A 22950-nucleotide genomic window follows, 5' to 3' on the forward strand; every position below is an offset into this window, starting at 1 on the left:
CCGGTGTCCTCGCCGTCCCGCCTCCAGTCCCTCGACAGCTGGTACTCCGAGGGGTGGAAGGGGCTCAACGTCGCCGTCCTCGGCCTCGGTGCCACCGGCTTCTCGGTCGCCGACACGCTCGTGGAGCTCGGCAGCGAGGTGACGGTCTACTCGTCCGACGCCCCCGCCGACAGCGTCGAGCTGCTCGACGTGATCGGTGCCCGGTTCCTGCAGACGCCGCTCGACACCGTGCCGGACGCCCTCGTGCAGCAGGCACCCGACGTGGTCATCGTGTCGCCGGGGCTGCCCCCGCACAACGCCACCGTGCAGTGGTCGGTGACGAACAGCACCGTCTGGGGCGACATCGAGCTCGCCTGGCGCGTGCGCGACAAGGTCGTCCGCGGCCCGGTCGCGGCCCCCTGGATCACGATCACGGGCACGAACGGCAAGACGACGACGACACAGCTCACGACCGCGATGTACGAGGCCGGCGGCCTGCGCGCCGTCGCGTGCGGGAACATCGGCGTGCCGGTGCTCGACGTCGTCCGCGACCCGGTCGGCTACGACGTGCTCGTCGTCGAGCTCTCGAGCCACCAGCTGCACTACGCGGCGACCTCCGGTGACGGCGCCGTGGTGCCGCTCGCGAGCGCCTGCCTGAACATCGCCGACGACCACCTGGAGTGGCACGGCTCCGCCGAGGCGTACCGCGCGGCGAAGGCCAAGGTCTACGAGCGCACCGTGATGGCGTGCGTCTACAACACCTCGGACGAGGCCACCCGGCAGATGGTGCAGGAGGCCGACGTGGTGGAGGGCTGCCGTGCGGTCGGCTTCACCCCCGGCGTCCCCGCTCCCGGTGACGTCGGCATCGTCGAGGACGTCCTGTGCGACCGGGCCTTCAACGAGGACCGCCGCAACAGCGCGCTCGAGCTGTCGACCATCGCCGACCTCGAGGCCGCCGGGCTCGCCAGCCCGCACATGACCATGAACGTCCTGGCCGCCGCTGCCCTGGCCCGTGCCGGCACCGTCCAGCCGAGCGCCATCCAGTCGGCCGTCCGGGCGTTCCGCGCCGACCACCACCGCACCGAGCTCGTCGCCCAGGCGGACGGCATCACCTGGGTCGACGACTCCAAGGCCACGAACCCGCACGCCGCCACCGCGTCGCTCGCGTCGTTCGACACCGTGGTGTGGATCGTCGGCGGTCTGTTCAAGGGCGTCGACGTCGACGGGCTGGTCGAGCGCTTCGGCCCCGGCGTCCGCGCCGTCGTGGTCATCGGCACCGACCGGACCCCGGTGCTCGAGGCATTCGCGCGACACGCGTCCACGGTCCCGGTGCTCCAGGTGGAGACGACGGACACTGATCAGGTCATGCGCGAGGCGGTCCGGCATGCCGCATCGGTCGCGAGGCCGGGCGACACCGTCCTCCTCGCCCCGGCGGCGGCGTCGTTCGACCAGTTCGGCTCCTACGCCGACCGGGGGCAGCGTTTCGCGGCCGCGGTCAACGAGTACCTGGGAGGAGAAGTCGATGGCGACGACACCGACGGATCTTCCGAACAGCCGTAACGGCCGGACCGCGACGACCCCACGACGGACGAACGGCGCGATCGTCGCCGTCAAGAACGTCTTCGTCGCGGAGTCCAGCACCTTCTACACGATCCTCGGCGTCACGCTGTTCCTCGTCGTCTTCGGCGTCGTGATGGTGCTGTCCTCGTCGAGCGTCGAGGAGTACGCGGCGACCCACGACTTCTTCGGGGCGGCGTCCCGCCAGGGCCTGTACGCCGTGCTCGGCGTGCCGCTCATGCTCATCGCCAGCCGGGTCCCGACCCGGATCTGGCGCAAGTGGGCGATGCGGCTGCTCGGTGCGGCGCTCGTCCTGCAGCTGCTCGTGTTCACCCCGCTCGGCATCGACATCCAGGGCAACCGGAACTGGATCGAGCTCGGGTCGTTCACCGCGCAGCCGTCCGAGGTCGTGAAGCTCGGCCTGGTGCTCGGCATCGGCGCCATCATCTACGTCAAGCGGGACAAGCTCGACGACTGGAAAGAGGTGTTCATCCCGATCGGGATCGCCTCGATGCTCTCGCTCGGGCTCGTCGTCCTCGGCGGTGACCAGGGCACCGCGATGGTCATGCTCATCCTGGTGTTCGGCGCGCTGTACATCGGCGGCGTCCGCGCCCGGCACCTGCTCGTCGGCCTCGGTGCGTTCGCCGTGATGCTGCCCTTCGTGACGATGGCCTCGGCCTCGCGCTCGACCCGCATCAGCGCCTGGCTGTCGGGGTGCACCGACACCAGCCAGTACCAGGACATCTGCTGGCAGCCCGTGCACGGCATGTGGGCGCTCGCGTCCGGCGGTGTGTTCGGCGTCGGCCTCGGCAACTCGAAGGCGAAGTGGTCGTGGCTGCCCGAGGCGGACAACGACTACATCTTCGCGATCATCGGCGAGGAGCTCGGCCTGATCGGCGCCGTCGTGGTGCTCAGCCTGTTCGTGGTGCTCGCCGTCGGCATGATCAAGATCATCCGGCAGTCCCGCGACCCCTTCGTGAAGACCGTCACCGGTGGCATCCTCGCGTGGATCATCGGCCAGGCGCTCATCAACATCGCGGTCGTCCTCGGCCTGCTGCCCGTGCTCGGTGTGCCGCTGCCACTCATCTCGGCCGGTGGTTCGGCCCTCATCATGACCCTGGTGGCGATCGGCGTCGTGCTCTCCTTCGCCCGTGACCTGCCCGGCAAGAACGACCCCGGCCTGACGAACGCCCCACTCGGCCGGACCTCCACGAACGGATCACTGCGGTGAGCAAGTACCTCTTCGCCGGCGGCGGCACCGCCGGCCACGTCAACCCCCTGCTCGCGGTCGCCGACCGGCTGACCGAGCGGGAGCCGGGCGCCGAGGTGCTCGTGCTGGGCACCGCCGAGGGCCTGGAGTCCCGTCTCGTCCCGATGCGCGGCTACGAGCTGCTGACGATCCCGCGCCTGCCGTTCCCGCGGAAGCTGAACGGAGCCGCCCTGCGCTTCCCGCAGCGGTTCGCGGCGGCGGTCAAGCGGACCGAGCAGATCATCCGCGACCACGAGATCGAGGTGGTCCTCGGTGTCGGTGGCTACGCGGCCGCTCCGGCGTACATCGCCGCCCGCCGCACCGGCACCCCGATCGTCGTGCACGAGCAGAACGCGAAGCCCGGGCTCGCGAACCGCCTCGCCGCGTTCCTCACCGAGCACGTCGGCCTGACCTTCTCGAACACCCGCCTGCGTCACGGCCGCGTCGTCGGCATGCCGCTCCGTCGCGAGATCGAGTCGCTCGACCGCCGTGCTGTCCGGGCCGAGGGGCTCGCCGAGTTCGGGCTCGACCCGGACCGTCCCGTGCTGCTCGTGACCGGTGGCTCCTCGGGCGCACGGAGCATCAACCGGACGATCAACAAGTCCGCCGCCGCGATCGTCGGAGCCGGCTGGCAGGTCCTGCACGTCGTGGGCGCCGCGTCGGACATCGGCCCGAGCGACCTCGACGGCTACCACGTGCTGCCCTACTGCGACCGGATGGACCTGGCGTACGCGGCGAGCGACTTCGTCGTGTCGCGCTCCGGTGCCGGCATGGTGTGCGAGCTGACCGCCGTCGGGCTGCCGAGTGTGCTCGTGCCGTACCCGGTGGGCAACGGTGAGCAGCGCCACAACGCGAAGGACGTCGTCGACGCCGGGGGAGCCGTCCTGGTGGCCGACGGGGAATTCGATCAGGACTGGGTGACGTTCCAGCTGCTGAGCATCCTGCAGGACCGCTCCCGCATCGCGGACATGACCGTCCGGGCGGGCAGCGTCGGCCACCGCGACGGCGCCGACCGGATGACCGACCTGGTCCTCGACGCCGCGAAGCAGGCCCCCAGCACCACGGAGGAACGATGACCATCAAGCCGGACCTGACCCAGCCGATTCCGAACGACCTGGGCACGGTGCACTTCGTCGGCATCGGCGGCGCGGGGATGAGCGGGATCGCGCGGATGTTCCTCGCCGCCGGGCACCGCGTCACGGGCAGCGACTCCCGCGAGACGGAGACGACCGCCACGATGCGCGACCTCGGGGCGACCGTGCACATCGGTCACGACGCCGCGAACGTCGGCCAGGCCGACACCATCGTCGTCACGAGTGCCCTCTGGCCCGACAACCCCGAACTCCTCGAGGCGCAGCGCCGCGGTCTGCCGGTGCTCCACCGCTCGCAGGCCCTCGCCGCCCTGATCGCCGAGCACCGCCTGGTCGCGGTCGCCGGTGCGCACGGCAAGACCACCTCGACCGGCATGATCGTCACCGCGATGGTCGAGCTCGGCCTCGACCCGAGCTTCGTCAACGGCGGCGTCATCCAGTCCCTCGGCACCAGCTCGGCCCCGGGGTCCAGCGACCTGTTCGTGGTCGAGGCCGACGAGTCCGACGGCTCGTTCCTGCTCTACGACGTCGCTGTGGCACTGATCACCAACGTCGACGCCGACCACCTGGACCACTACGGCAGCGAGGAGGCCTTCACCGAGGCCTTCGTCGAGTTCGCCGCGAAGGCGAGCGAGCGCGTCGTCATCTCGAGCGACGACGCCGGCGCGAAGACGGTCACGGCCGGCATCCGCCAGCGCCCGGACGCCCCCGAGATCGTCACGTTCGGCGAGGCCGTCGACGCGGACGTCCGCATCGAGGGCATCACCGAGTCGGCCGGCGTCGAGGTCGACTTCCGCGCCGGTGGCGAGGCGTACCACCTGACCCTCCGCGTGCCCGGCCGCCACAACGCGATCAACGCCGTCGGCGCCTTCGCGGTCCTGACCGGCCTCGGCGTCGCCCCGGCCGACGCGGTCCGCGGGCTCGAGGCGTTCGGTGGCACCCAGCGCCGCTTCGAGCTGCACGGTGTCGAGCGCGGCGTCTCGGTCTACGACGACTACGCGCACCACCCGACCGAGGTCGCCGCGGCGCTCAAGGCAGCCCGCAACGTCGTCGGTGACGGTCGCATCATCGCGATCCACCAGCCGCACCTGTACTCGCGCACCCGCCTGATGGCCGGCGACTTCGCCAAGGTGTACGAGGAGCTCGCCGACCACACGGTCGTGCTCGACGTCTACGGCGCCCGCGAGGACCCGGAGCCCGGCGTGACCGGTGCCCTGGTGCAGGAGCGCTTCGCCGACCAGTCGCGCGTCGAGTTCCTGCCCGACTGGGACGAAGCGGCGGCCCGCGCGGCCGCGGTCGCCCGTGACGGCGACATCATCATGACGCTCAGCTGCGGCGACGTGTACCGGATCATCCCGCAGGTGCTCGGCGCCCTGGGCACCGACGGAGCGTCGTCCCGGTGAAGCGCCCCGAGGGGTTCGACGAGGGGGACGCCCGCAGGGACGCCCCGGCCGAGGCTGCGGAAGCGCCCCGGCAGCGTCGTGGTTCCTCGAAGCCGCGGCTGCCGTTCCGCGGACGCGTCGCCGACGACCGGGAGGCCCGTCCCGCGTCCGCCCCGGACGCCCCGGTCGACGAGGCCCCGGCCTCCACCACCCCGGCCATCGCTCCGGCACCCGGTCCCTCCGGATCGCGCCCCCCAGCGGTCGATGCGCCCTCGAGCATCGGGACGCGACGACCGTCCGCGGGCGCGGATCCGACCACCGATGCCGCCGACTCGACGCGCGACCGCGTCGGCGCCCTCGCGGGCGCGGCCGGCCGTCGCGTCGGCGCCGGCTTCGGGGCGGTCGCCGACCGCCTGCGCGAGTACACACCGGACGAGGACCACCGCGATCCGCGCCCCGACGCGGGCAACGCGCCCCGAGGAGACGGGGCGCGACGACCGTCCGGGGGCGCGGCGGGCAGTGCACGCGACCACGACGCGACCGTGACCGACGTGCTCGACGCAGGCAGTGCCTCCCGGACCGACCAGCACGCCGAAGCGCCCATCGGGGCGCGGGTGCGCGCTGCCGAGACCGCCCGCGAGGCGCGCATCGCGAAGCGGCGCCGCCGGCTGCTCGAGCGTGCCGAGGTCCGCCGGTTCACCCGGCGCAGCCGGCACCGCCGCGCCGCGTGGATCACGGCGGCGAGCGTCGTCCTGGTGCTCGGGGTCTCGATCCTCGTCGCGGTGTTCTCCCCGCTGATGGCGCTCCGCACCATCGAGGTCAAGGGCACCAACCGCGTCGACGAGTCCGCGCTGCGCCAGGCGCTGTCCGACCAGATCGGCACGCCCCTGGCCCGGCTCGACTTCGACGCGATCAAGCGGGACGTCGCCGGGTTCCCGCTCATCGAGAGCTACGTGACCGAAGAGGCCCCGCCGCACACGCTCGTCGTCACGGTGACCGAGCGAACGCCGGTGGTCGCGGTGCGCTCCGGCAGCACCTTCGACCTCGTCGACCCCGCGGGCATCGTCGTCCAGTCGTCGCCGAAGCGCCCGGCGACCATGCCGCTCGCCGACATCGCCCGTGCGCGCCTGGGGTCCTCGAGCTTCCGCACCATGACCGAGGTCGTGCTGGCGCTGCCCTCGACGGTCCGGTCCCAGGTGACGCGCGTCGCCGGGTCGACGGCAGACGACGTCACCCTGACGCTCAAGGACGGCTCGACCGTCGTGTGGGGGAGCCCGGACGACTCGGACGCGAAGGCCGAACTGCTCGCCGCACTGGTCAAGGACCACGCGGCGCGGAACCCCGGCGTCGTCGTCGAGTACGACGTCTCGGCACCGGACAACGGCGTGATCCGCGCCGAGGACTGAATTGCCGGACCTGATCGGCGACACGCGGCGTGGCGGGGCGACACTGCGCCGAACGCACCCGTAGCGTCGGAGCCAGCAACACATCTACCAGCATTGCCCCTGAACTTCAAGTAGAGGTTGAGGGTTCTACCGGAGGCCTGACTGACGTGACCACGAACCACAACTACCTCGCCGTCATCAAGGTCGTCGGTGTCGGCGGCGGCGGCGTCAACGCCGTCAACCGCATGATCGAGCTCGGTCTCCGTGGGGTCGAGTTCATCGCGATCAACACCGACGCCCAGGCACTGCTGCTCAGCGACGCCGACGTCAAGCTCGACGTCGGCCGCGAGATCACCCGCGGCCTCGGCGCCGGCGCGGACCCCGAGGTCGGCCGTCGTGCCGCCGAGGACCACGCCGAGGAGATCGAAGAGGCCCTGGCCGGTGCCGACATGGTGTTCGTCACCGCGGGCGAGGGCGGCGGCACCGGCACCGGTGGCGCACCGGTCGTCGCGCGCATCGCGAAGTCCATCGGCGCACTGACCATCGGTGTCGTCACGAAGCCCTTCAGCTTCGAGGGCAAGCGCCGGCAGTCGCAGGCCGAGAACGGCGTCGCGGGCCTCAAGGACGAGGTGGACACGCTCATCGTCGTCCCGAACGACCGCCTGCTCGAGATCAGCGACCGCGGCATCTCCATGGTCGAGGCGTTCGCCACGGCCGACCAGGTCCTCCTGGCCGGTGTGCAGGGCATCACCGACCTCATCACGACCCCGGGCCTGATCAACCTCGACTTCGCCGACGTCAAGAGCGTCATGCAGGGTGCGGGTTCCGCGCTCATGGGCATCGGCTCCTCGCGCGGCGCCGACCGTGCGATCAAGGCGGCCGAACTCGCCGTCGCGTCGCCGCTGCTCGAGGCCTCGATCGACGGTGCGCACGGCGTGCTGCTGTCGATCCAGGGTGGCTCGAACCTCGGCATCTTCGAGATCAACGACGCCGCGCGTCTGGTGCAGGAAGCCGTGCACCCCGAGGCGAACATCATCTTCGGTGCGGTCATCGACGACACCCTGGGCGACGAGGTCCGCGTGACCGTCATCGCCGCGGGCTTCGACGGCGGCGAGCCGGCGCAGCAGCAGAAGGAACGTCGCTCGAGCTACGTCGACCCGGAGTCGAGCGCAGCGGCGCCCGTCGCCGCCTCGACCGGCGCGATCGAGGACTCCACCACGTCGAGCCCGTCCTGGGCCTCGCAGGAACACCAGCCGCCGGTGCAGCGCGCCGCCGACCCGGCGTTCGACGACGACGACGAGCTCGACGTCCCCGACTTCCTGAAGTAACCCACCCTTGGTAGCCGACACGCGCCTCCAGGCCTCGTCTCACGACGATGGACTGGAGGCGCGCGTTGCGTCCGTCAGGAGCGGCATCGCCGACGCGGCGCGAGTCGCAGGGCGGTCACCCGACGAGCTGACGCTCGTCGTCGTCACGAAGTACCACCCGGCGTCGCTCGTGCGCGAGCTCGCCGCACTCGGCGTGACGGACGTGGGGGAGAACCGCCACCAGGAGGCGCAGGCGAAGGCCGCCGAGCTGGCGGACCTCGGCCTGACCTGGCACTTCGTCGGGCAGCTGCAGTCGAAGAAGGCCCGGCAGGCCCGGCGGTACGCCCACGTCGTGCAGTCGCTCGACCGTGGCTCCGTCGTCGACGCGTTCGCCCCGACCGAAGCCGAGCCGGAGCCGCCGGTCATCGACGGCTTCGTGCAGGTCAACCTCACCGACGACCCCGGCCGTGGCGGGGTGCAGCCGGACGACGTCGAGGCGATGGTGGCGCGTGTGCTCGCCACCGGGACCATCCGACTGCGGGGTGTGATGGCGGTCGCGCCCCTCGACGAGGAGCCCCGAGCCGCCTTCGCCCGACTCCGCTCGATCTCCGAACGGGTCGTGTCACTGGAGCCCGGTGCCACCGACATCTCGGCCGGCATGAGCGGGGACTACGCCGAGGCGATCCTCGAGGGCGCGACACACCTGCGGATCGGCACCGCAATCACGGGAAACCGGCCGCCCGCACCCTAGCCTCGTTGCAGGGCACCACGAGCACGAACCCCGGAGGAACCATGGCCAACCCGCTGAAGAAGACGATGGTCTACCTCGGCCTCGCCGATGAGGAACTCGACTACGAGGACGAGCAGCAGTCCGAGCCCGCGCGCCAGCAGGCAGCCCCTGCTCGCCAGGCCGCAGCGGCTGCTCCGGCGCCCGCCGAACCGCAGGAGACGCCCGCAGCGGCAGCAGCCCCGGCGGCCGCTCCCGCAGCGGCGCCGGCTCCCACCAAGACGCACACCCACCAGCGCGGCGCCCAGGTCACTCCGCTCCGCCGCTCGCACACGACCGCACAGAAGGCGACCCCGGTCCAGGAAATGAACGAGATCCTCACCGTCCACCCGCGCGAGTACAAGGACGCCCAGTCCATCGCCGAGAGCTTCCGCGACGGCATCCCCGTCATCATCAACCTCTCGCAGATGACCGAGGGTGACGCCCGACGCATGATCGACTTCGCCTCCGGGCTGTCGCTCGGCCTGTTCGGCAAGATCGAGCGCGTCACGAACAAGGTCTTCCTCCTGTCGCCGGCCCACGTCGCAGTGAGCGGTGAGCCCGCTGAGGTAGAGTCCGACATCGAGGCGAACTTCTTCGCCCAGTCCTGAGCCGTACCCGGCACACCCGCCCCTGAGCGTCGTCCGACGACGCTCGCCCGAGACGAGCGAGCCCCATCGTGTCCGTGATCCTAGGGATCATCTCCCTCGCGTTGCTCCTGTACTTCTTCGTGATGTGGGGGCGCTTCGCGCTCGACCTCGTGCAGAGCTTCAACCGTTCCTGGCGGCCGCGCGGGGGCATGCTCGTGGTGTCCGAGTTCGTCTACACGGTCACGGATCCGCCCATCCGAGCGGTGCGACGGGTCCTCCCGCCGCTCCGCCTCGGGCCGGTGGCGCTCGACTTCGGCTGGACGATCGTGATGCTCGTCGTCATCATCGCCCGGTTCGTGGTCGCCGCTCTGGCACGCGGTATCTGAGCGGACTCCCGTCCGCGACACGCGCCACGCCCGGCGCAGGTCACGGTTCCGCCCCATCGTCGGTGTACGGTGGTCGGGATCGATGCCCGCTCCGGTGGCGCATCCGCACCGCACGGTACGACTGGTAGATTCGGTCGCACCGCACGCGGTTCCACACGTTCAGCAGTTCTATTGAGGTGACGGCAATGGCTTTGACGCCGGAAGACGTAGTCAACAAGCGGTTCCAGCCGACGAAGTTCCGCGAGGGCTACGACCAGGACGAGGTCGACGACTTCCTCGACGAGGTCGTGGTCGAGCTCCGTCGCCTGACCGCGGAGAACGACGAGCTCCGCCAGCGCCTGCAGGCGGCCGAGTCGGCCCCGCAGCCGGCGCAGGCCGAGCAGCCCGCTCCCGCAGCCGAGCCGGAGCCCACCCCGGCCCCGGTCGAGGCAGCACCGGAGCCCGCTCCGGTCGCCGCGGCGGCTCCGGCCACGACGGTCCCAGCCGACGAGGACACCGAGGGCACCACGAACCTCCTGACCCTGGCGCGTCGTCTCCACGAGGAGCACGTCCGCGAGGGCATCGAGAAGCGCGACGCGCTCATCGCCGAGGGCACGGCCCAGGCGGCTCGCCTGGTCTCCGAGGCCGAGGCGAAGCAGCGCCAGATCATCGCCGACACCGAGAACACGAATCGTCAGCGTGTCGCGGTGCTCGAGCAGGAGCAGCGCCAGCTCGAGGGCAAGATCGACGAGCTCCGGACCTTCGAGCGCGACTACCGTGCGCAGCTCAAGAGCTACATCCAGGGTCAGCTCTCCGAGCTCGACACCTCGGGCGAGCAGTCCGGTCTCACCCCGGCGCCGGCTTCGGCGCAGGGCTTCGGCAACTGACGTTGTCGCGACCAGCATCACGAGCGAAGGTCAGTGTCCGCGCGATCGCGGCACTGGCCTTCGCCGCTGTCGTGGTGGTGGCGTTCGACCAGGTCGCCAAGACGCTGGTCGTCGCGAACCTGCCCTACGGCACTCCCGTCCCGGTCCTCGGCGGGGCGTTGCAGTTCCTGTACGTCCGGAACCCGGGGGCCGCGTTCTCGTTCGCGGTGAACATGACCTGGGTGTTCTCGGTCATCTCGGCCGCGGTCGTCGTCGCGATCATCGTGTACTCGCGTCGCATCCGGTCGATGTGGTGGGCCATCGTGCTCGGCATGCTGCTCGGCGGCGCGCTGGGCAACCTGCTCGACCGGCTCTTCCGTGAGCCCGGCTTCGGTCGGGGCCACGTCGTCGACTTCATCTCGACGCCGTGGATGATGCCGGCGATCTACAACGTCGCCGACTCCTTCATCTGCATCAGCATGGTGGTCTTCGTGCTGCTGGTGATCCTCGGCGTGAACCTCGACGGCACCCGCACGCTCTCGGCCAAGCGCCAGGCTCAGCTCGACGCGGCGCAGCCGGTCGACGCGGCGGAGCCGCTCGACGGTGGGGCCGCGTTCTCGTCGGCCGATGCCGCTCTCGACGAGCCGACCCGCGCCTCCAGGCCGGAGGACCGCGACCGTCGCGACACGCTGGGCCACGACGCCACGTGAGCGAATCGCGTTCTCTTCCCGTGCCCGACGGGCTCGCCGGTGAGCGCGTCGACGCCGCCATCGCGAAGCTCCTCGGCTTCAGCCGGTCGTTCGCGGCCGACGTCGTCGCCGCCGGTGGCGTCCGCGTCGACGGTGTGCCCGTCGACAAGTCGGACCGGCTGCACGCCGACTCCTGGCTCGAGGTCGAGTGGACCCCGAAGGAGCCGCCGCGCATCGTCCCGGCGGCCGTGCCGGGCATGACGATCGTGCACGACGACGAGGACATCGTCGTCGTGGACAAGCCCGTCGGTGTCGCCGCGCACCCCTCGCCGGGGTGGGACGGTCCGACCGTGCCCGGGGGCCTCGCCGCCGCCGGCTTCACGATCGCGACGTCGGGCGCCGCCGAACGCGCCGGGATCGTGCACCGCCTCGACGTCGGGACCTCGGGCCTGATGGTCGTCGCGAAGACCGAGCTGGCGTACACGCACCTGAAGCGGGCCTTCAAGGAGCGCACGGTCGAGAAGGTCTACCACGCACTCGCGCAGGGCCACCCCGACCCGACCTCGGGCACGATCGACGCCCCCATCGGCCGGCACCCGTCGAGCGACTGGAAGTTCGCGGTCACGTCGGAGGGCAAGCCCAGCGTCACCCACTACGAGACGCTCGAGGCCTTCCGTGCCGCCACCCTGCTCGAGGTGCACCTGGAGACCGGGCGCACCCACCAGATCCGGGTGCACATGGCGGCCACACGCCACCCGCTCGTCGGGGACACGATGTACGGCGCCGACCCGGTGCTGGCGGCCGAGCTCGGGCTGACGCGCCAGTGGCTCGATGCCGTCCGGCTCGGCTTCGACCACCCCCGCACGGGCGAGTGGGTGTCGTTCGAGGCGCAGTACCCGGACGACCTGCAGGCAGCGCTGGAGCAGATCCGGAGCGCGTCGCTCTGACGCGCCCGGGCGCTTGCGCCGAGGGGTCGCGAACTGTCGGCTGCGGCGCCGCCAGGCGACGCTTTCTGCGCCCGCGGCGGCCTGCCTGCGGCGTGTCCTGCTCCCTCGGCGGGGCGCCCCGCGCGTGTCGCGACCCGGTGCCGGTCTGGAGGCGCGGTGTGGCCCCGCCACGCGCCTCCCGTCCGCCGTGCCCGGGCCGTTGCGCCGAGGGGTCCTGAACTGTCGGCTGGGGCGCCGCCAGGCGACGCTTTCTGCACCCGCGGCGGAGCGCGTGCGGCGTGTCCTGCCCCCTCGGCAGCGCGCCCCGCGCCTGTCCAGACCGCCGCGCCCGGGCGCTTGTGCCGAGGGGTCACGAACTGTCGGCTGCGGCGCCGCCAGGCGACGCTTTCTGCGCCCGCGGCGGCATGGGTGCGGCGTGTCCTGGCCTCTCGGCGTGGCGCTTCGGGCGTGTCGCGACCCGGTGCCGGCCTGGAGGCGCGGTGCGGCCCCGCCACGCGCCTCCAGGCCGACGCGCCCGGACCGTTGCGCCGAGGGGGTACGAACTGTCGGCTGCGGCGCCGCCAGGCGACGCTTTCTGCGCCCGCGGCGGAGCGCGTGCGGCGTGTCTTGCCCCCTCGGCGTGGCGCCCCGCGCGCGTCGCGACCCGGTGCCGGTCTGGAGGCGCGGTGCGGCCCCGCCCCGTGCCTCCAGTCCGCCCCGACGCGCGCGGGAATGTGGGCGGCCGCGGTTAGGCTGTTCCCACCCTGCAGCACACCGTACGAACCGGAGGTTCCGTGTCGGATTCCGACTCCTTCGTCCACCTGCACGTGCACAGCGAGTACTCGATGCTCGACGGTGCCGCCAGGCTCTCCGACCTCGTGGCGGAGACCGCCGCGCAGGGGATGCCCGCCGTGGCGGTAACCGACCACGGCAACATGTTCGGCGCCTTCGAGTTCTGGAAGGCCGCCAAGGCCGGTGGCGTCAAACCGATCATCGGGACCGAGGCGTACATCACGCCCCGCACGCACCGCTCGGACAAGACCCGCGTGCGCTGGGGTGACGGTGGCGGCGACGACGTGTCCGGCGCCGGCTCGTACACGCACATGACGATGTTCGCCGAGAACACGACGGGCATGCACAACCTGTTCCGGCTGTCGTCCAAGGCGTCGCTCGAGGGCTACTACTTCAAGCCGCGCATGGACATCGAGCTCCTGCAGGAGTACCACGAGGGCATCATCGCCACGACGGGCTGCCCCTCGGGGGAGATCCAGACGCGCCTGCGGCTCGGCCAGTACGACGAAGCAGTGCAGGCCGCCGCCGACTACCGCGACATCTTCGGCAAGGAGAACTACTTCGCCGAGGTCATGGACCACGGTCTCGAGATCGAACGCCGGATCATGAGCGACCTGATCCGCCTGGCGAAGGACCTCGACATCCCGCTGGTCGGCACCAACGACCTGCACTACACGCACGCCCACGACGCCAAGTCGCACGCGGCACTGCTCTGCGTGCAGTCCGGCTCGACCCTGAACGACCCCAACCGCTTCAAGTTCGACGCCGACGAGTTCTACCTGAAGACCCCGGCGCAGATGCGGCACGTCTTCCGCGACAACCTCGAGGCCTGCGACAACACGCTGCTCATCGCGGAACGCTGCAACGTCGAGTTCGACACCTCGGCCAACTACATGCCGAAGTTCCCGGTGCCCGAGGGCGAGACCGAGCACTCCTGGTTCGAGAAAGAGGTCGCGAAGGGGCTGGACTACCGGTACCCGGACGGCATCTCGAAAGAGGTGCAGGACCGCGCCGACTACGAGGTCGGCATCATCAACCAGATGGGGTTCCCGGGCTACTTCCTGGTGGTCGCGGACTTCATCAACTGGTCCAAGAACAACGGCATCCGCGTCGGTCCGGGTCGTGGCTCCGGCGCCGGCTCGATGGTGGCGTACGCGATGCGCATCACCGACCTCGACCCGATCCGGCACGGGCTGATCTTCGAGCGCTTCCTCAACCCGGACCGCGTCTCGATGCCCGACTTCGACGTCGACTTCGACGACCGGCGCCGCGGTGAGGCGATCAAGTACGTCACCGAGAAGTACGGGTCGGAGCGCGTCGCGCAGATCGTCACGTACGGCACGATCAAGGCGAAGCAGGCGCTCAAGGACTCCTCGCGCGTCCTCGGGTTCCCGTTCGGCATGGGCGAGAAGCTCACGAAGGCGATGCCGCCGCCCGTGATGGGCAAGGACATCCCGCTCACCGGGATCTTCGACAAGGACCACCCGCGCTACAAGGAAGCCGTCGACGTCCGTACCGTGGTCGAGACCGACCCCGAGGCGAAGACGGTCTTCGACACCGCCCTCGGGCTCGAGGGGCTGAAGCGCCAGTGGGGCGTGCACGCTGCCGGCGTCATCATGTCGAGCGATCCGCTCATCGACATCATCCCGATCATGAAGCGGGAGCAGGACGGCCAGATCGTCACGCAGTTCGACTACCCGGCAGCGGAGTCGCTCGGCCTGATCAAGATGGACTTCCTGGGGCTCCGCAACCTCACGATCATCAGTGACGCCCTCGACAACATCAAGACGAACCGTGGGACCGAGCTCGACCTCGAGAACATGGGGCTCGAGGACCCCGAGGCGTACGCGCTCCTGCAGCGCGGCGACACGCTCGGTGTGTTCCAGCTCGACGGTGGGCCGATGCGTGGCCTGCTGCGGCTGATGAAGCCCGACAACTTCGAGGACATCTCCGCGCTCATCGCCCTGTACCGCCCGGGGCCCATGGGTGCGAACTCGCACACGAACTACGCGCTCCGCAAGAACGGCGAGCAGCCGATCACGCCGATCCACCCGGAGCTCGAGGAGCCCCTCAAGGACATCATCGGCACGACCTACGGCCTGATCATCTACCAGGAGCAGGTCATGGCCATCGCGCAGAAGGTCGCCGGGTTCTCCCTCGGCCAGGCGGACATCCTCCGCCGCGCGATGGGCAAGAAGAAGAAGTCCGAGCTCGACAAGCAGTACGCGGGCTTCCAGCAGGGCATGAAGGACAACGGGTACTCCGACGCGGCGATCAAGACGCTGTGGGACATCCTGCTGCCCTTCTCCGACTACGCGTTCAACAAGGCGCACTCGGCGGCCTACGGTGTGGTGTCCTTCTGGACCGCGTACCTCAAGGCGCACTACCCGGCCGAGTACATGGCGGCGCTGCTGACGAGCGTCGGCGACGCCCGCGACAAGCTCGCCCTGTACCTGAACGAGTGCCGCCGCATGGGCATCAAGGTGATGCCGCCGGACGTCAACGAGTCGATCGGCTTCTTCGCCGCAGTCGGCGACGACATCCGCTTCGGCATGGGTGCCATCCGCAACGTCGGGTTCAACGTCGTCGACGACATCGTCAAGGCGCGGACCGAGAAGGGCGCCTTCGAGTCGTTCCACGACTTCCTGCGCAAGATCCCGATCTCGTCGGCGAACAAGCGCACGGTCGAGTCGCTCATCAAGGCCGGTGCCTTCGACGAGTTCGGCGACACCCGCCGAGCCCTGGTGGAGATCCACGAGGGCGCGGTCGAGGGCGCGGTGAAGGTCAAGCGCGACGAGGCCCACGGCAACGTCGGGTTCGACTTCGACTCGCTCTTCGCCGAGGCAGCCGAGGACGCCCCGAATGCCGCGGTGTCCCAGGTGCCGGACCGTCCGGAGTGGTCCAAGCGCGACAAGCTCGCGTTCGAGCGGGACATGCTCGGGCTCTACGTGTCCGACCACCCGCTCGCCGGGCTCGAGATCGAGCTCGCGAAGCACCAGTCGATCACCATCGCCGACCTGCTCACCGCCGACGACTCGATCGAGGGCGAGACGGTGACCGTCGCCGGCCTGCTGACGAGCGTGCAGCACCGGGTGGCGAAGACGAGCGGCAACCCGTACGGCATCGTCGACATCGAGGACTTCGGCGGCCAGATCGGCGTGATGTTCCTGGGCAAGACCTACCAGGAGTTCGGCCCGTCCCTGGTGCCCGACTCGATCGTCGTCCTGCGCGGCCGCGTCAACGTCCGCGACGACGGCAAGGCACTGCACGCGGTGAGCATGTTCCAGCCGAACGTCGGCGACGCGATGGGCTCCGGCCCGCTCACCCTGTCGCTGCCGGAACGCCAGGCCACGACGACCACGGTGACGGAACTCGCCGCCGTGCTCGGCCGCCACCAGGGTGACACCGAGGTCCGGCTGAAGCTGCTCAAGGACGACGTCGCGCGCACCTTCGAGCTGCCGTTCCCGGTGAACCTGACCCCCGACCTGTTCGGCGAGCTGAAGAGCCTGCTCGGACCCCGCTGCCTGGTGTAGGAGCAGCGACCATGGCCGGTCACCGGATCTTCGGGACGCCCGTCGCGGACGTCTACGGGCACTACCTGGCGAAGGTGGAGCGGAAGGGCCACACGAAGGCGGAGCTCGACACCGTCATCGAGTGGTTGACCGGCTTCGACGACCGGGCGCTCGCGCAGCACCTGGCCGACCGGACCACGTTCCAGGACTTCTTCGCCAGCGCGCACCTGAACCCGAACGCCCCGCTGATCACCGGGGTGATCTGCGGGGTGCGGATCGAGGAGCTCGACGACCCGCTCATGCGGCAGATCCGGTACCTCGACAAGCTCGTCGACGAGGTCGCCAAGGGCCGGCCGATGGCGAAGATCCTCCGGACCGCGTGACCGACGGCCAGCCGGCACCGCACGTCCTCCGGGCGTTCGGCGTACACGACCGGCCGCTCGAGCGCCTCGGCGGCGGGCGCGGACGCACGTGGCGCGCCGGGGACGTCGTCCTCCGCCCGTCCGGTGACCGCCAGGAGGCCCGGTGGCGGTCCGCCACGCTGGCGCGGCTCGTCCACACGGCCGGGTTCCGGACGCCGCGCCCGGTGGCCGCCACGTCCGGGGACTGGGTCGTGGACGCCCGCGCCGACTCCGACGCCGACGCCCGCACCGGCGTCAGCACCGGTGACGACGGTTGGGAGGCCTGGCGGTGGGTCGACGGTTGGACCGACCCGACTCGCGTGGACGACGTGATCGCCGCGGGTGCAGCGTTCCACCGGGCGATCGCCCATCTGCCACGCCCGGACTTCCTCGACCACCGCGACGAGCCCTGGAGTCGGGCGGACCGCATGGCCTGGGGCGGAACAGCCCTGCCCGACGACCCGACGCTGGACCGCCTGGCCGCGACGTTCCGGCCGGTGACGTCCCCGTCGCAGCTCGTTCACGGCGACCTGCTCGGCAACGTGCTCTTCACGCCGGGGGAGCCGCCCACGGTGTTCGACTGGGCACCGTACTGGCGCCCGGCGGGCCTCGGTGCCGCGATCGCCGCGGTCGACGCCGTGTGCTGGCACGGGGTCGCCGTCGGTCGGCTCGGCGTGCTCGGCACCGGCGTCCCCGAGTGGCCGCAGCTGCTCGTCCGTGCGCTGGCGTTCCGGATCGCCACGCTGCACCTGCTCGATGCGTGGGACGCCGACCAGACGGCCCGCCACCGGCCCGTGGTCGACGCGGTCGTGCAGCACGCCGCCGGTACGCTGGACCCCTCATGATGCAGCGAATCGACCTCCGCGGCGGCCTCCCCGCCCGTGCCGAACTCCTCCGACTCATGCCCCGCGCCGCGGGTGACGTGTCGCACGCGGTCGACGCCGCGCGCGAGTTGATCGAGGACGTCCGGCACCGTGGGGCCGCTGCCCTGCACGACCAGGCCGAGCGCTTCGACGGTGGGGCCCCGGCGAACGTCCGGGTGCCCGCTGCCGAGATCACCGCAGCCGTGGCCGGGCTCACGCCCGAGGTCCGGGCAGCCCTCGACGAGGCCATCCGCCGGGTCCGGGCCGCGAGTGCCGCGCAGATCCCCGCCCCGTCCGTGACCACCCTGGCCGACGGCGCCGAGGTCCACCAGCGCTGGCAGCCGATGCGCCGCGTGGGGCTCTACGTGCCCGGTGGCAAGGCCGTCTACCCGTCCAGCGTCGTGATGAACGTCGTCGCGGCCCAGGTCGCGGGCGTGCCCTCGATCGCCCTCGTGTCGCCGCCGCAGCGCGACCACGGCGGCGCGGTGCACCCGACGATCCTCGCCGCGGCGGGGCTGCTCGGCATCGACGAGGTCTACGCCATGGGCGGCGCCGGAGCCGTCGGAGCGCTGGCGTACGGCGTCGCCGAGATCGACCTCGAGCCGGTCGACCTGGTCACCGGTCCGGGCAATAACTACGTCGCCGCGGCCAAGCGCCTGGTGCGCGGGGTGGTGGGCATCGACTCCGAGGCCGGGGCGACCGAGATCCTCGTGATCGCGGACGACACCGCCGACGCCGGGTTCGTGGCCGCCGACCTCATCAGCCAGGCCGAGCACGACGAGCAGGCCGGCAGCGTGCTGGTGACGACGTCCGCGGCGTTCGCCGACGCGGTGGAAGCCGCCATCCCGGAACGCACGGCGGTGCTCGGGACGGCTGCGCGCCTCCAGACCGCCCTGGACGGACCGCAGTCCGCGATCGTCCTGGTGGACTCGCTGACCGACGCCGCGACCGTGAGCAACGCGTACGGGCCCGAGCACCTCGAGATCCAGACGGTCGACGACGACGCCGTGCTGGCCGAAATCGACGCCGCCGGTGCGGTGTTCGTCGGTCCGAGCACGCCGGTGAGCCTGGGGGACTACCTGGCCGGGTCCAACCACGTGCTGCCGACCGGCGGCCAGGCCCGGTTCGGGTCCGGGCTGTCCGCGTCGACGTTCCTGCGACCCCAGCAGATCGTCCGGTACACGCCCGAGGCCCTGGCCGAGGTCGCGCCGCACATCGTCGCCCTGTCCACCGAGGAGCAGCTCCCCGCGCACGGGGCCGCCGTGACGGAGCGCACGAACCGATAGCCTGGGGAACGACATGTTCTGCCCCTTCTGCCGCCACCCGGACTCCCGCGTCGTCGACTCACGGACGAGCGACGACGGAACCTCCATCCGCCGCCGTCGACAGTGCCCCAACTGCGGTCGACGGTTCTCGACCACCGAGACCGCATCGCTCAACGTCGTGAAGCGCAACGGTGTCACCGAGCCGTTCAGCCGCGACAAGATCGTCTCCGGCGTACGCAAGGCGTGCCAGGGGCGCCCGGTCACCGACGGTGACCTGGCCGTGCTCGCGCAGCGCGTCGAGGAGACCGTGCGGTCCTCCGGATCCAGCCAGATCGACGCGAACGACATCGGCCTCGCGATCCTCGCGCCCCTGCGGGAGCTCGACGAGGTCGCCTACCTGCGGTTCGCGAGCGTCTACCAGGCGTTCGACTCGCTCGAGGACTTCGAGGACGCCATCGGCCAGCTCCGCCGCGACCACCACGGGGCATCCGACACGGCCGCCGGGTCGTCCGCACCGTCCGGCACGCGCGCGTGAGCGGCATCGCCGAACGCATCGTGCGCGGCGGCTACCGCGTCGTGTTCCGTTCCGTGTTCGCGAACATGGACCCGGAACGTGCCCACCACCTGGCGTTCGCCGTCATCGCGGGGCTGCCCCGCGTGCCGTTCCTGAGCGGCGTCGTCGAGCGGTACTGCCGTCCCGCGGCGGCCGACGGCATCACCACGATGGGCATCCACTTCCCGTCGCGCTTCGGTCTCGCGGCCGGGTTCGACAAGGACGCCCGCGGCATCGCCGGTCTCGGCCTACTCGGCTTCGGCCACGTCGAGGTCGGCACCATCACCGCCAAGCCGCAGCCCGGCAACGAGCGCCCGCGCCTGTTCCGGCTGATCGGCGACCGCGCCCTGATCAACCGCATGGGCTTCAACAACCACGGCGCCGCAGCGGCCGCCCGGCGCCTCGAGCGCGCCCGCCGCAACCCCGGTCGCCCCGTCATCGGCGTGAACATCGGCAAGAGCCGGGTCGTCTCCGTCGAGGACGCCATCGACGACTACCTCGAGTCCACCCGTCGGCTCGCGACGTTCGCGGACTACCTGGCGGTCAACGTCAGCTCGCCGAACACGCCCGGTCTGCGCGGACTGCAGGAACTCGACCAGCTCCGACCGCTGCTGTCCGCGGTGCGTGACGCCGCCGGTCGCACGCCGGTGCTCGTCAAGATCGCACCGGACCTGACCGACGAGCAGATCGACGCGATCGCGGGCCTCGCGGTCGAGCTCGGGCTGTCCGGGGTGATCGCGAACAACACGACGATCTCCCGCGACGGGCTGACCGCCGATCCGTCCGACGTCGAGGCGATGGGTGCCGGGGGCCTCTCCGGCGCGCCGGTCGCCGGCCGCTCGCTCGAGGTGCTGCGTCGCGTCCGCGCCGCGGTGCCCGCCGACTTCTGCGTCATCGCCGTCGGTGGTGTGACCACCGAGCAGGACGTGCAGGACCGCATCGACGCCGGAGCGACGCTCGTGCAGGGCTACACGGCGTTCCTCTACGAGGGACCGACCTGGGCCGCGCGCATCAACCGGCTGCGCCGTCGGCGGCTGCGTCGCGCCGCGCGGTAGACGCGACCACCTGACGGACTGGAGGCCCGTGGCGACACCGCCACGGGCCTCCAGTCCGTCATGGGGCGCGCCCACGGCCGCTTCGTGAGCAGGAATGGTCGGGTGCGCCGCGCCCACCCGACCATTCCTGCTCACGAAGCACGAACGGGGGAGTGGGAAGTGGGGGAGCGGGAACGACGAAGCGCCGCCCGGCAGGCCGGGCGGCGCTTCGTCGTGTGCGTGTGGCTAGAGCGTGGGGTACTGCCCACGCCGGACCTGGGGCTTCGGCAGCCGCAGGAAGCGCAGCTGCCACGCCCGCGTGAGGATGTAGAGGAACGTGCCGCGCTGGAGCTCGCCGAACTTGTTGGTGAGCTTGCGGCGGAGCGACAGCCACAGCACGACGCAGTCGATGATGAACAGCGCCACGAACGCCCACACGAGCAGGAGCGAGTAGGAGGCGATGACCGTCTGCGCGGCCGCGAACCCGACGATGAGGAACAGCACGAGCACGGGCATCATGACCTCGCCGACGTTCCAGCGGGCGTCGATCCAGTCACGGACGAAGCGTCGCTGCTCACCGCGGTCCTTCGCCGGCAGGTAGCGCTCCTCGCCGTTGGCCATGCCGACCCGGGCACGCTCGCGCTCCGAGTTGAGGCGGGCGCGGGCGGCCTTCTTGTCGACCGGCGTGTTGCCGACGAGGGGGCGGCGGTTCGCTGCCTCTCGCTCGCGGCGGGACGGCGTGGGGCGGCCCTTGCCCTGCTCGAGGAGCTCGGCCTCGGTCGGGTTGACGGTCGTGTTGGTCTTGGGGGCTGCCTTCGCCACGGTGCGTTCCTAACGGCGGTGTGCGTGCGGGATCTCCTCTAGATTACCGGGCATGACCGACAGCGAACAGCACAGCCCCGCGACCGACCCCGCGCTCCTCGACGCCCTGCGCGAACACGTGCAGGGGGCACTGCCCACGACGATCGCCGACCTGTCCGCGCTGGTGCGCCTGCCGTCGGTGTCCTGGTCGGCCTTCGACCCGGCGAACGTGCGCGCGAGTGCCGAGGCCGTCGCGGACCTCGCCCGGTCGACCGGGGTGTTCGGCGCGGACGACGTCCGGATCGTGCGGTCCGCGGTGTCCGGGTCGACGGCCGACGTCGCGGAGGCCGACGCGGAGACCGAGCTCGGCCAGCCCGCGGTGCTCGCGGTGCGCCCGGCGCGAAACGGCAAGCCGACGGTGATGCTCTACGCCCACCACGACGTGCAGCCGCAGGGCGACGAGGCCCTGTGGGAGACGCCGCCGTTCGAGCCGACCCTCCGCGGTGACCGCCTGTACGGCCGCGGTGCCTCGGACGACAAGGCCGGCGTGATGACGCACATCGCGTCGCTCCGCGCGGTGCACGCCCAGTTCGGTGACGACCTCGACCTCGGGATCGTGCTCTTCGTCGAGGGTGAGGAGGAGTTCGGCTCCCGCTCGTTCCGCACGTTCCTGCGCGAGCAGAAGGAGCACCTCGCCGCCGACGTCATCGTCGTGGCGGACAGCGACAACTGGTCCACCGAGGTCCCGTCGATCACGGTCTCCCTGCGCGGCAACGTCACCTTCAAGCTCACCCTGACCACGCTCGAGCACGCCAGCCACAGCGGGATGTTCGGGGGAGCAGCCCCGGACGCGATGATCCCCATGGTGCGGCTGCTCGCCTCGCTGCACGACGCCGACGGCTCGGTCGCCGTCGAGGGGCTGTCCTCGTACGAGGCCGACGTGCCGGAGCGCACCGAGGACGAACTCGCCGTCGACGCCGCGCTCGTGCCCGGTGTCCGCCCGATCGGCACCGGCGCCGTGCTGTCCCGCATGTGGTTCCAGCCGTCGATCACGGTGACCGGCATGGACGTGCCGAGCGTCGCGAACGCCTCGAACACCCTGCTGCCCTCGGTCTCGGCACGGGTATCGGTCCGCGTCGCCCCCGGTCAGGACGCCCGGCAGGCGTCCGCTGCCGTCGAGCGGCACCTGCGCGAGCACGTCCCGTTCGGCGCACGGATGGAGATCACCGAGCCGGACAGCGGCGACGGGTTCCTCGTCGACACCGCCGGCTGGGCCGTCCAGGAGGCCCGCACGGCCATGCGCGAGGGGTGGGGCGCCGAGGCGGTCGAGCAGGGCATCGGTGGGTCGATCCCGTTCGTGTCCGACCTCGCCGCGGAGTTCCCGGACGCGCAGATCCTGGTCACCGGCGTCGAGGACCCGGACACCCGCGCCCACAGCCCGAACGAGTCGCAGCACCTCGGCGTCCTGCACCGTGCCATCGCGTCGGAGACGATCCTGCTCGCCAGGCTCGCGACGCGCAGCTGAGGGTGCTTACAATCGACGCCAGGCGCGGTGACCAGCACCGCCCGGAGGGAGA

20 protein-coding genes are annotated in these 22950 nt (G+C 71.2%); 19 read left to right on the plus strand and 1 reads right to left on the minus strand.

What is annotated here, in order from left to right:
- The first annotated feature begins 3 nt into the window (after window positions 1–3).
- From murD to DEJ03_RS11045, 18 genes are all read left to right on the plus strand, one after another.
- Window positions 4–1539 (plus strand): UDP-N-acetylmuramoyl-L-alanine--D-glutamate ligase, encoded by a 1536-nt coding sequence (gene murD / locus DEJ03_RS10960; RefSeq protein ID WP_110864617.1) that lies wholly within the window; start codon window positions 4–6, stop codon window positions 1537–1539.
- Window positions 1502–2767 (plus strand): putative lipid II flippase FtsW, encoded by a 1266-nt coding sequence (gene ftsW, locus DEJ03_RS10965; RefSeq protein WP_110864618.1) that lies wholly within the window; start codon window positions 1502–1504, stop codon window positions 2765–2767. The genes murD and ftsW overlap by 38 nt, the downstream gene beginning before the upstream one ends.
- Entirely contained in the window at window positions 2764–3861 is a 1098-nt protein-coding gene (gene murG, locus DEJ03_RS10970; protein ID WP_071405419.1) for an undecaprenyldiphospho-muramoylpentapeptide beta-N-acetylglucosaminyltransferase, read from the plus strand. The genes ftsW and murG overlap by 4 nt, the downstream gene beginning before the upstream one ends.
- Window positions 3858–5279, plus strand: coding sequence for a UDP-N-acetylmuramate--L-alanine ligase (gene murC, locus DEJ03_RS10975; protein ID WP_110864619.1), 1422 nt, complete (start codon window positions 3858–3860; stop codon window positions 5277–5279). The genes murG and murC overlap by 4 nt, the downstream gene beginning before the upstream one ends.
- Window positions 5276–6664: an FtsQ-type POTRA domain-containing protein gene (locus DEJ03_RS10980; protein ID WP_110864620.1), complete on the plus strand. Its 1389-nt coding sequence runs from the start codon at window positions 5276–5278 to the stop codon at window positions 6662–6664. The genes murC and DEJ03_RS10980 overlap by 4 nt, the downstream gene beginning before the upstream one ends.
- A 146-nt stretch (window positions 6665–6810) precedes the next feature.
- The gene (ftsZ, locus tag DEJ03_RS10985; protein WP_027465251.1) at window positions 6811–7971 is read left to right on the plus strand and encodes a cell division protein FtsZ; all 1161 of its coding nucleotides are present in this window, start codon (window positions 6811–6813) and stop codon (window positions 7969–7971) included.
- Window positions 7972–7978: 7 nt separating this feature from the next.
- Window positions 7979–8701, plus strand: coding sequence for a YggS family pyridoxal phosphate-dependent enzyme (locus DEJ03_RS10990; protein WP_110864621.1), 723 nt, complete (start codon window positions 7979–7981; stop codon window positions 8699–8701).
- A gap of 41 nt (window positions 8702–8742) precedes the next feature.
- On the plus strand, window positions 8743–9327 hold the full coding sequence (locus DEJ03_RS10995; RefSeq protein WP_110864622.1) for a cell division protein SepF: 585 nt from the start codon (window positions 8743–8745) through the stop codon (window positions 9325–9327).
- 68 nt (window positions 9328–9395) lie between these two features.
- Window positions 9396–9692, plus strand: a complete 297-nt coding sequence (locus DEJ03_RS11000) for a YggT family protein (RefSeq protein WP_084741074.1) — start codon at window positions 9396–9398, stop codon at window positions 9690–9692.
- A gap of 185 nt (window positions 9693–9877) precedes the next feature.
- Window positions 9878–10558, plus strand: coding sequence for a DivIVA domain-containing protein (locus DEJ03_RS11005; protein WP_071405424.1), 681 nt, complete (start codon window positions 9878–9880; stop codon window positions 10556–10558).
- A 2-nt stretch (window positions 10559–10560) separates the two neighbouring features.
- The gene (lspA, locus tag DEJ03_RS11010) at window positions 10561–11247 is read left to right on the plus strand and encodes a signal peptidase II (RefSeq protein WP_241660342.1); all 687 of its coding nucleotides are present in this window, start codon (window positions 10561–10563) and stop codon (window positions 11245–11247) included.
- Entirely contained in the window at window positions 11244–12173 is a 930-nt protein-coding gene (locus tag DEJ03_RS11015) for an RluA family pseudouridine synthase (protein WP_110864623.1), read from the plus strand. Before lspA ends, DEJ03_RS11015 begins: the two co-directional genes overlap by 4 nt.
- Before the next feature lie 824 nt (window positions 12174–12997).
- The gene (gene dnaE / locus DEJ03_RS11020) at window positions 12998–16477 is read left to right on the plus strand and encodes a DNA polymerase III subunit alpha (protein ID WP_375342294.1); all 3480 of its coding nucleotides are present in this window, start codon (window positions 12998–13000) and stop codon (window positions 16475–16477) included.
- A gap of 11 nt (window positions 16478–16488) precedes the next feature.
- Window positions 16489–16839 (plus strand): DUF2200 domain-containing protein, encoded by a 351-nt coding sequence (locus tag DEJ03_RS11025; protein ID WP_110864625.1) that lies wholly within the window; start codon window positions 16489–16491, stop codon window positions 16837–16839.
- Entirely contained in the window at window positions 16836–17702 is an 867-nt protein-coding gene (locus DEJ03_RS11030) for a hypothetical protein (RefSeq protein WP_110864626.1), read from the plus strand. Before DEJ03_RS11025 ends, DEJ03_RS11030 begins: the two co-directional genes overlap by 4 nt.
- Window positions 17699–19006 carry a histidinol dehydrogenase gene (hisD, locus tag DEJ03_RS11035; protein WP_110864627.1) on the plus strand — a complete coding sequence of 436 codons (1308 nt, stop codon included), beginning with the start codon at window positions 17699–17701 and terminating at the stop codon, window positions 19004–19006. The genes DEJ03_RS11030 and hisD overlap by 4 nt, the downstream gene beginning before the upstream one ends.
- Window positions 19007–19019: 13 nt before the next feature.
- Entirely contained in the window at window positions 19020–19520 is a 501-nt protein-coding gene (gene nrdR, locus DEJ03_RS11040; RefSeq protein ID WP_027465260.1) for a transcriptional regulator NrdR, read from the plus strand.
- Window positions 19517–20593, plus strand: coding sequence for a quinone-dependent dihydroorotate dehydrogenase (locus DEJ03_RS11045; protein ID WP_110864628.1), 1077 nt, complete (start codon window positions 19517–19519; stop codon window positions 20591–20593). Before nrdR ends, DEJ03_RS11045 begins: the two co-directional genes overlap by 4 nt.
- 225 nt (window positions 20594–20818) lie before the next feature.
- On the opposite strand, the gene DEJ03_RS11050 is transcribed toward DEJ03_RS11045, so the two are convergent.
- Window positions 20819–21394: a DUF3043 domain-containing protein gene (locus tag DEJ03_RS11050; RefSeq protein WP_110864629.1), complete on the minus strand. Its 576-nt coding sequence runs from the start codon at window positions 21392–21394 to the stop codon at window positions 20819–20821.
- 52 nt (window positions 21395–21446) lie between these two features.
- On the opposite strand from DEJ03_RS11050, the gene DEJ03_RS11055 reads away from it, so the two are divergent.
- Complete coding sequence (locus tag DEJ03_RS11055) at window positions 21447–22898, plus strand: dipeptidase (protein WP_110864630.1); 1452 nt, start codon at window positions 21447–21449, stop codon at window positions 22896–22898.
- Window positions 22899–22950 lie beyond the last annotated feature (52 nt).

Origin of the sequence: Curtobacterium sp. MCLR17_043 (assembly GCF_003224215.1) — a bacterium.
Lineage (GTDB): Bacteria > Actinomycetota > Actinomycetes > Actinomycetales > Microbacteriaceae > Curtobacterium > Curtobacterium flaccumfaciens.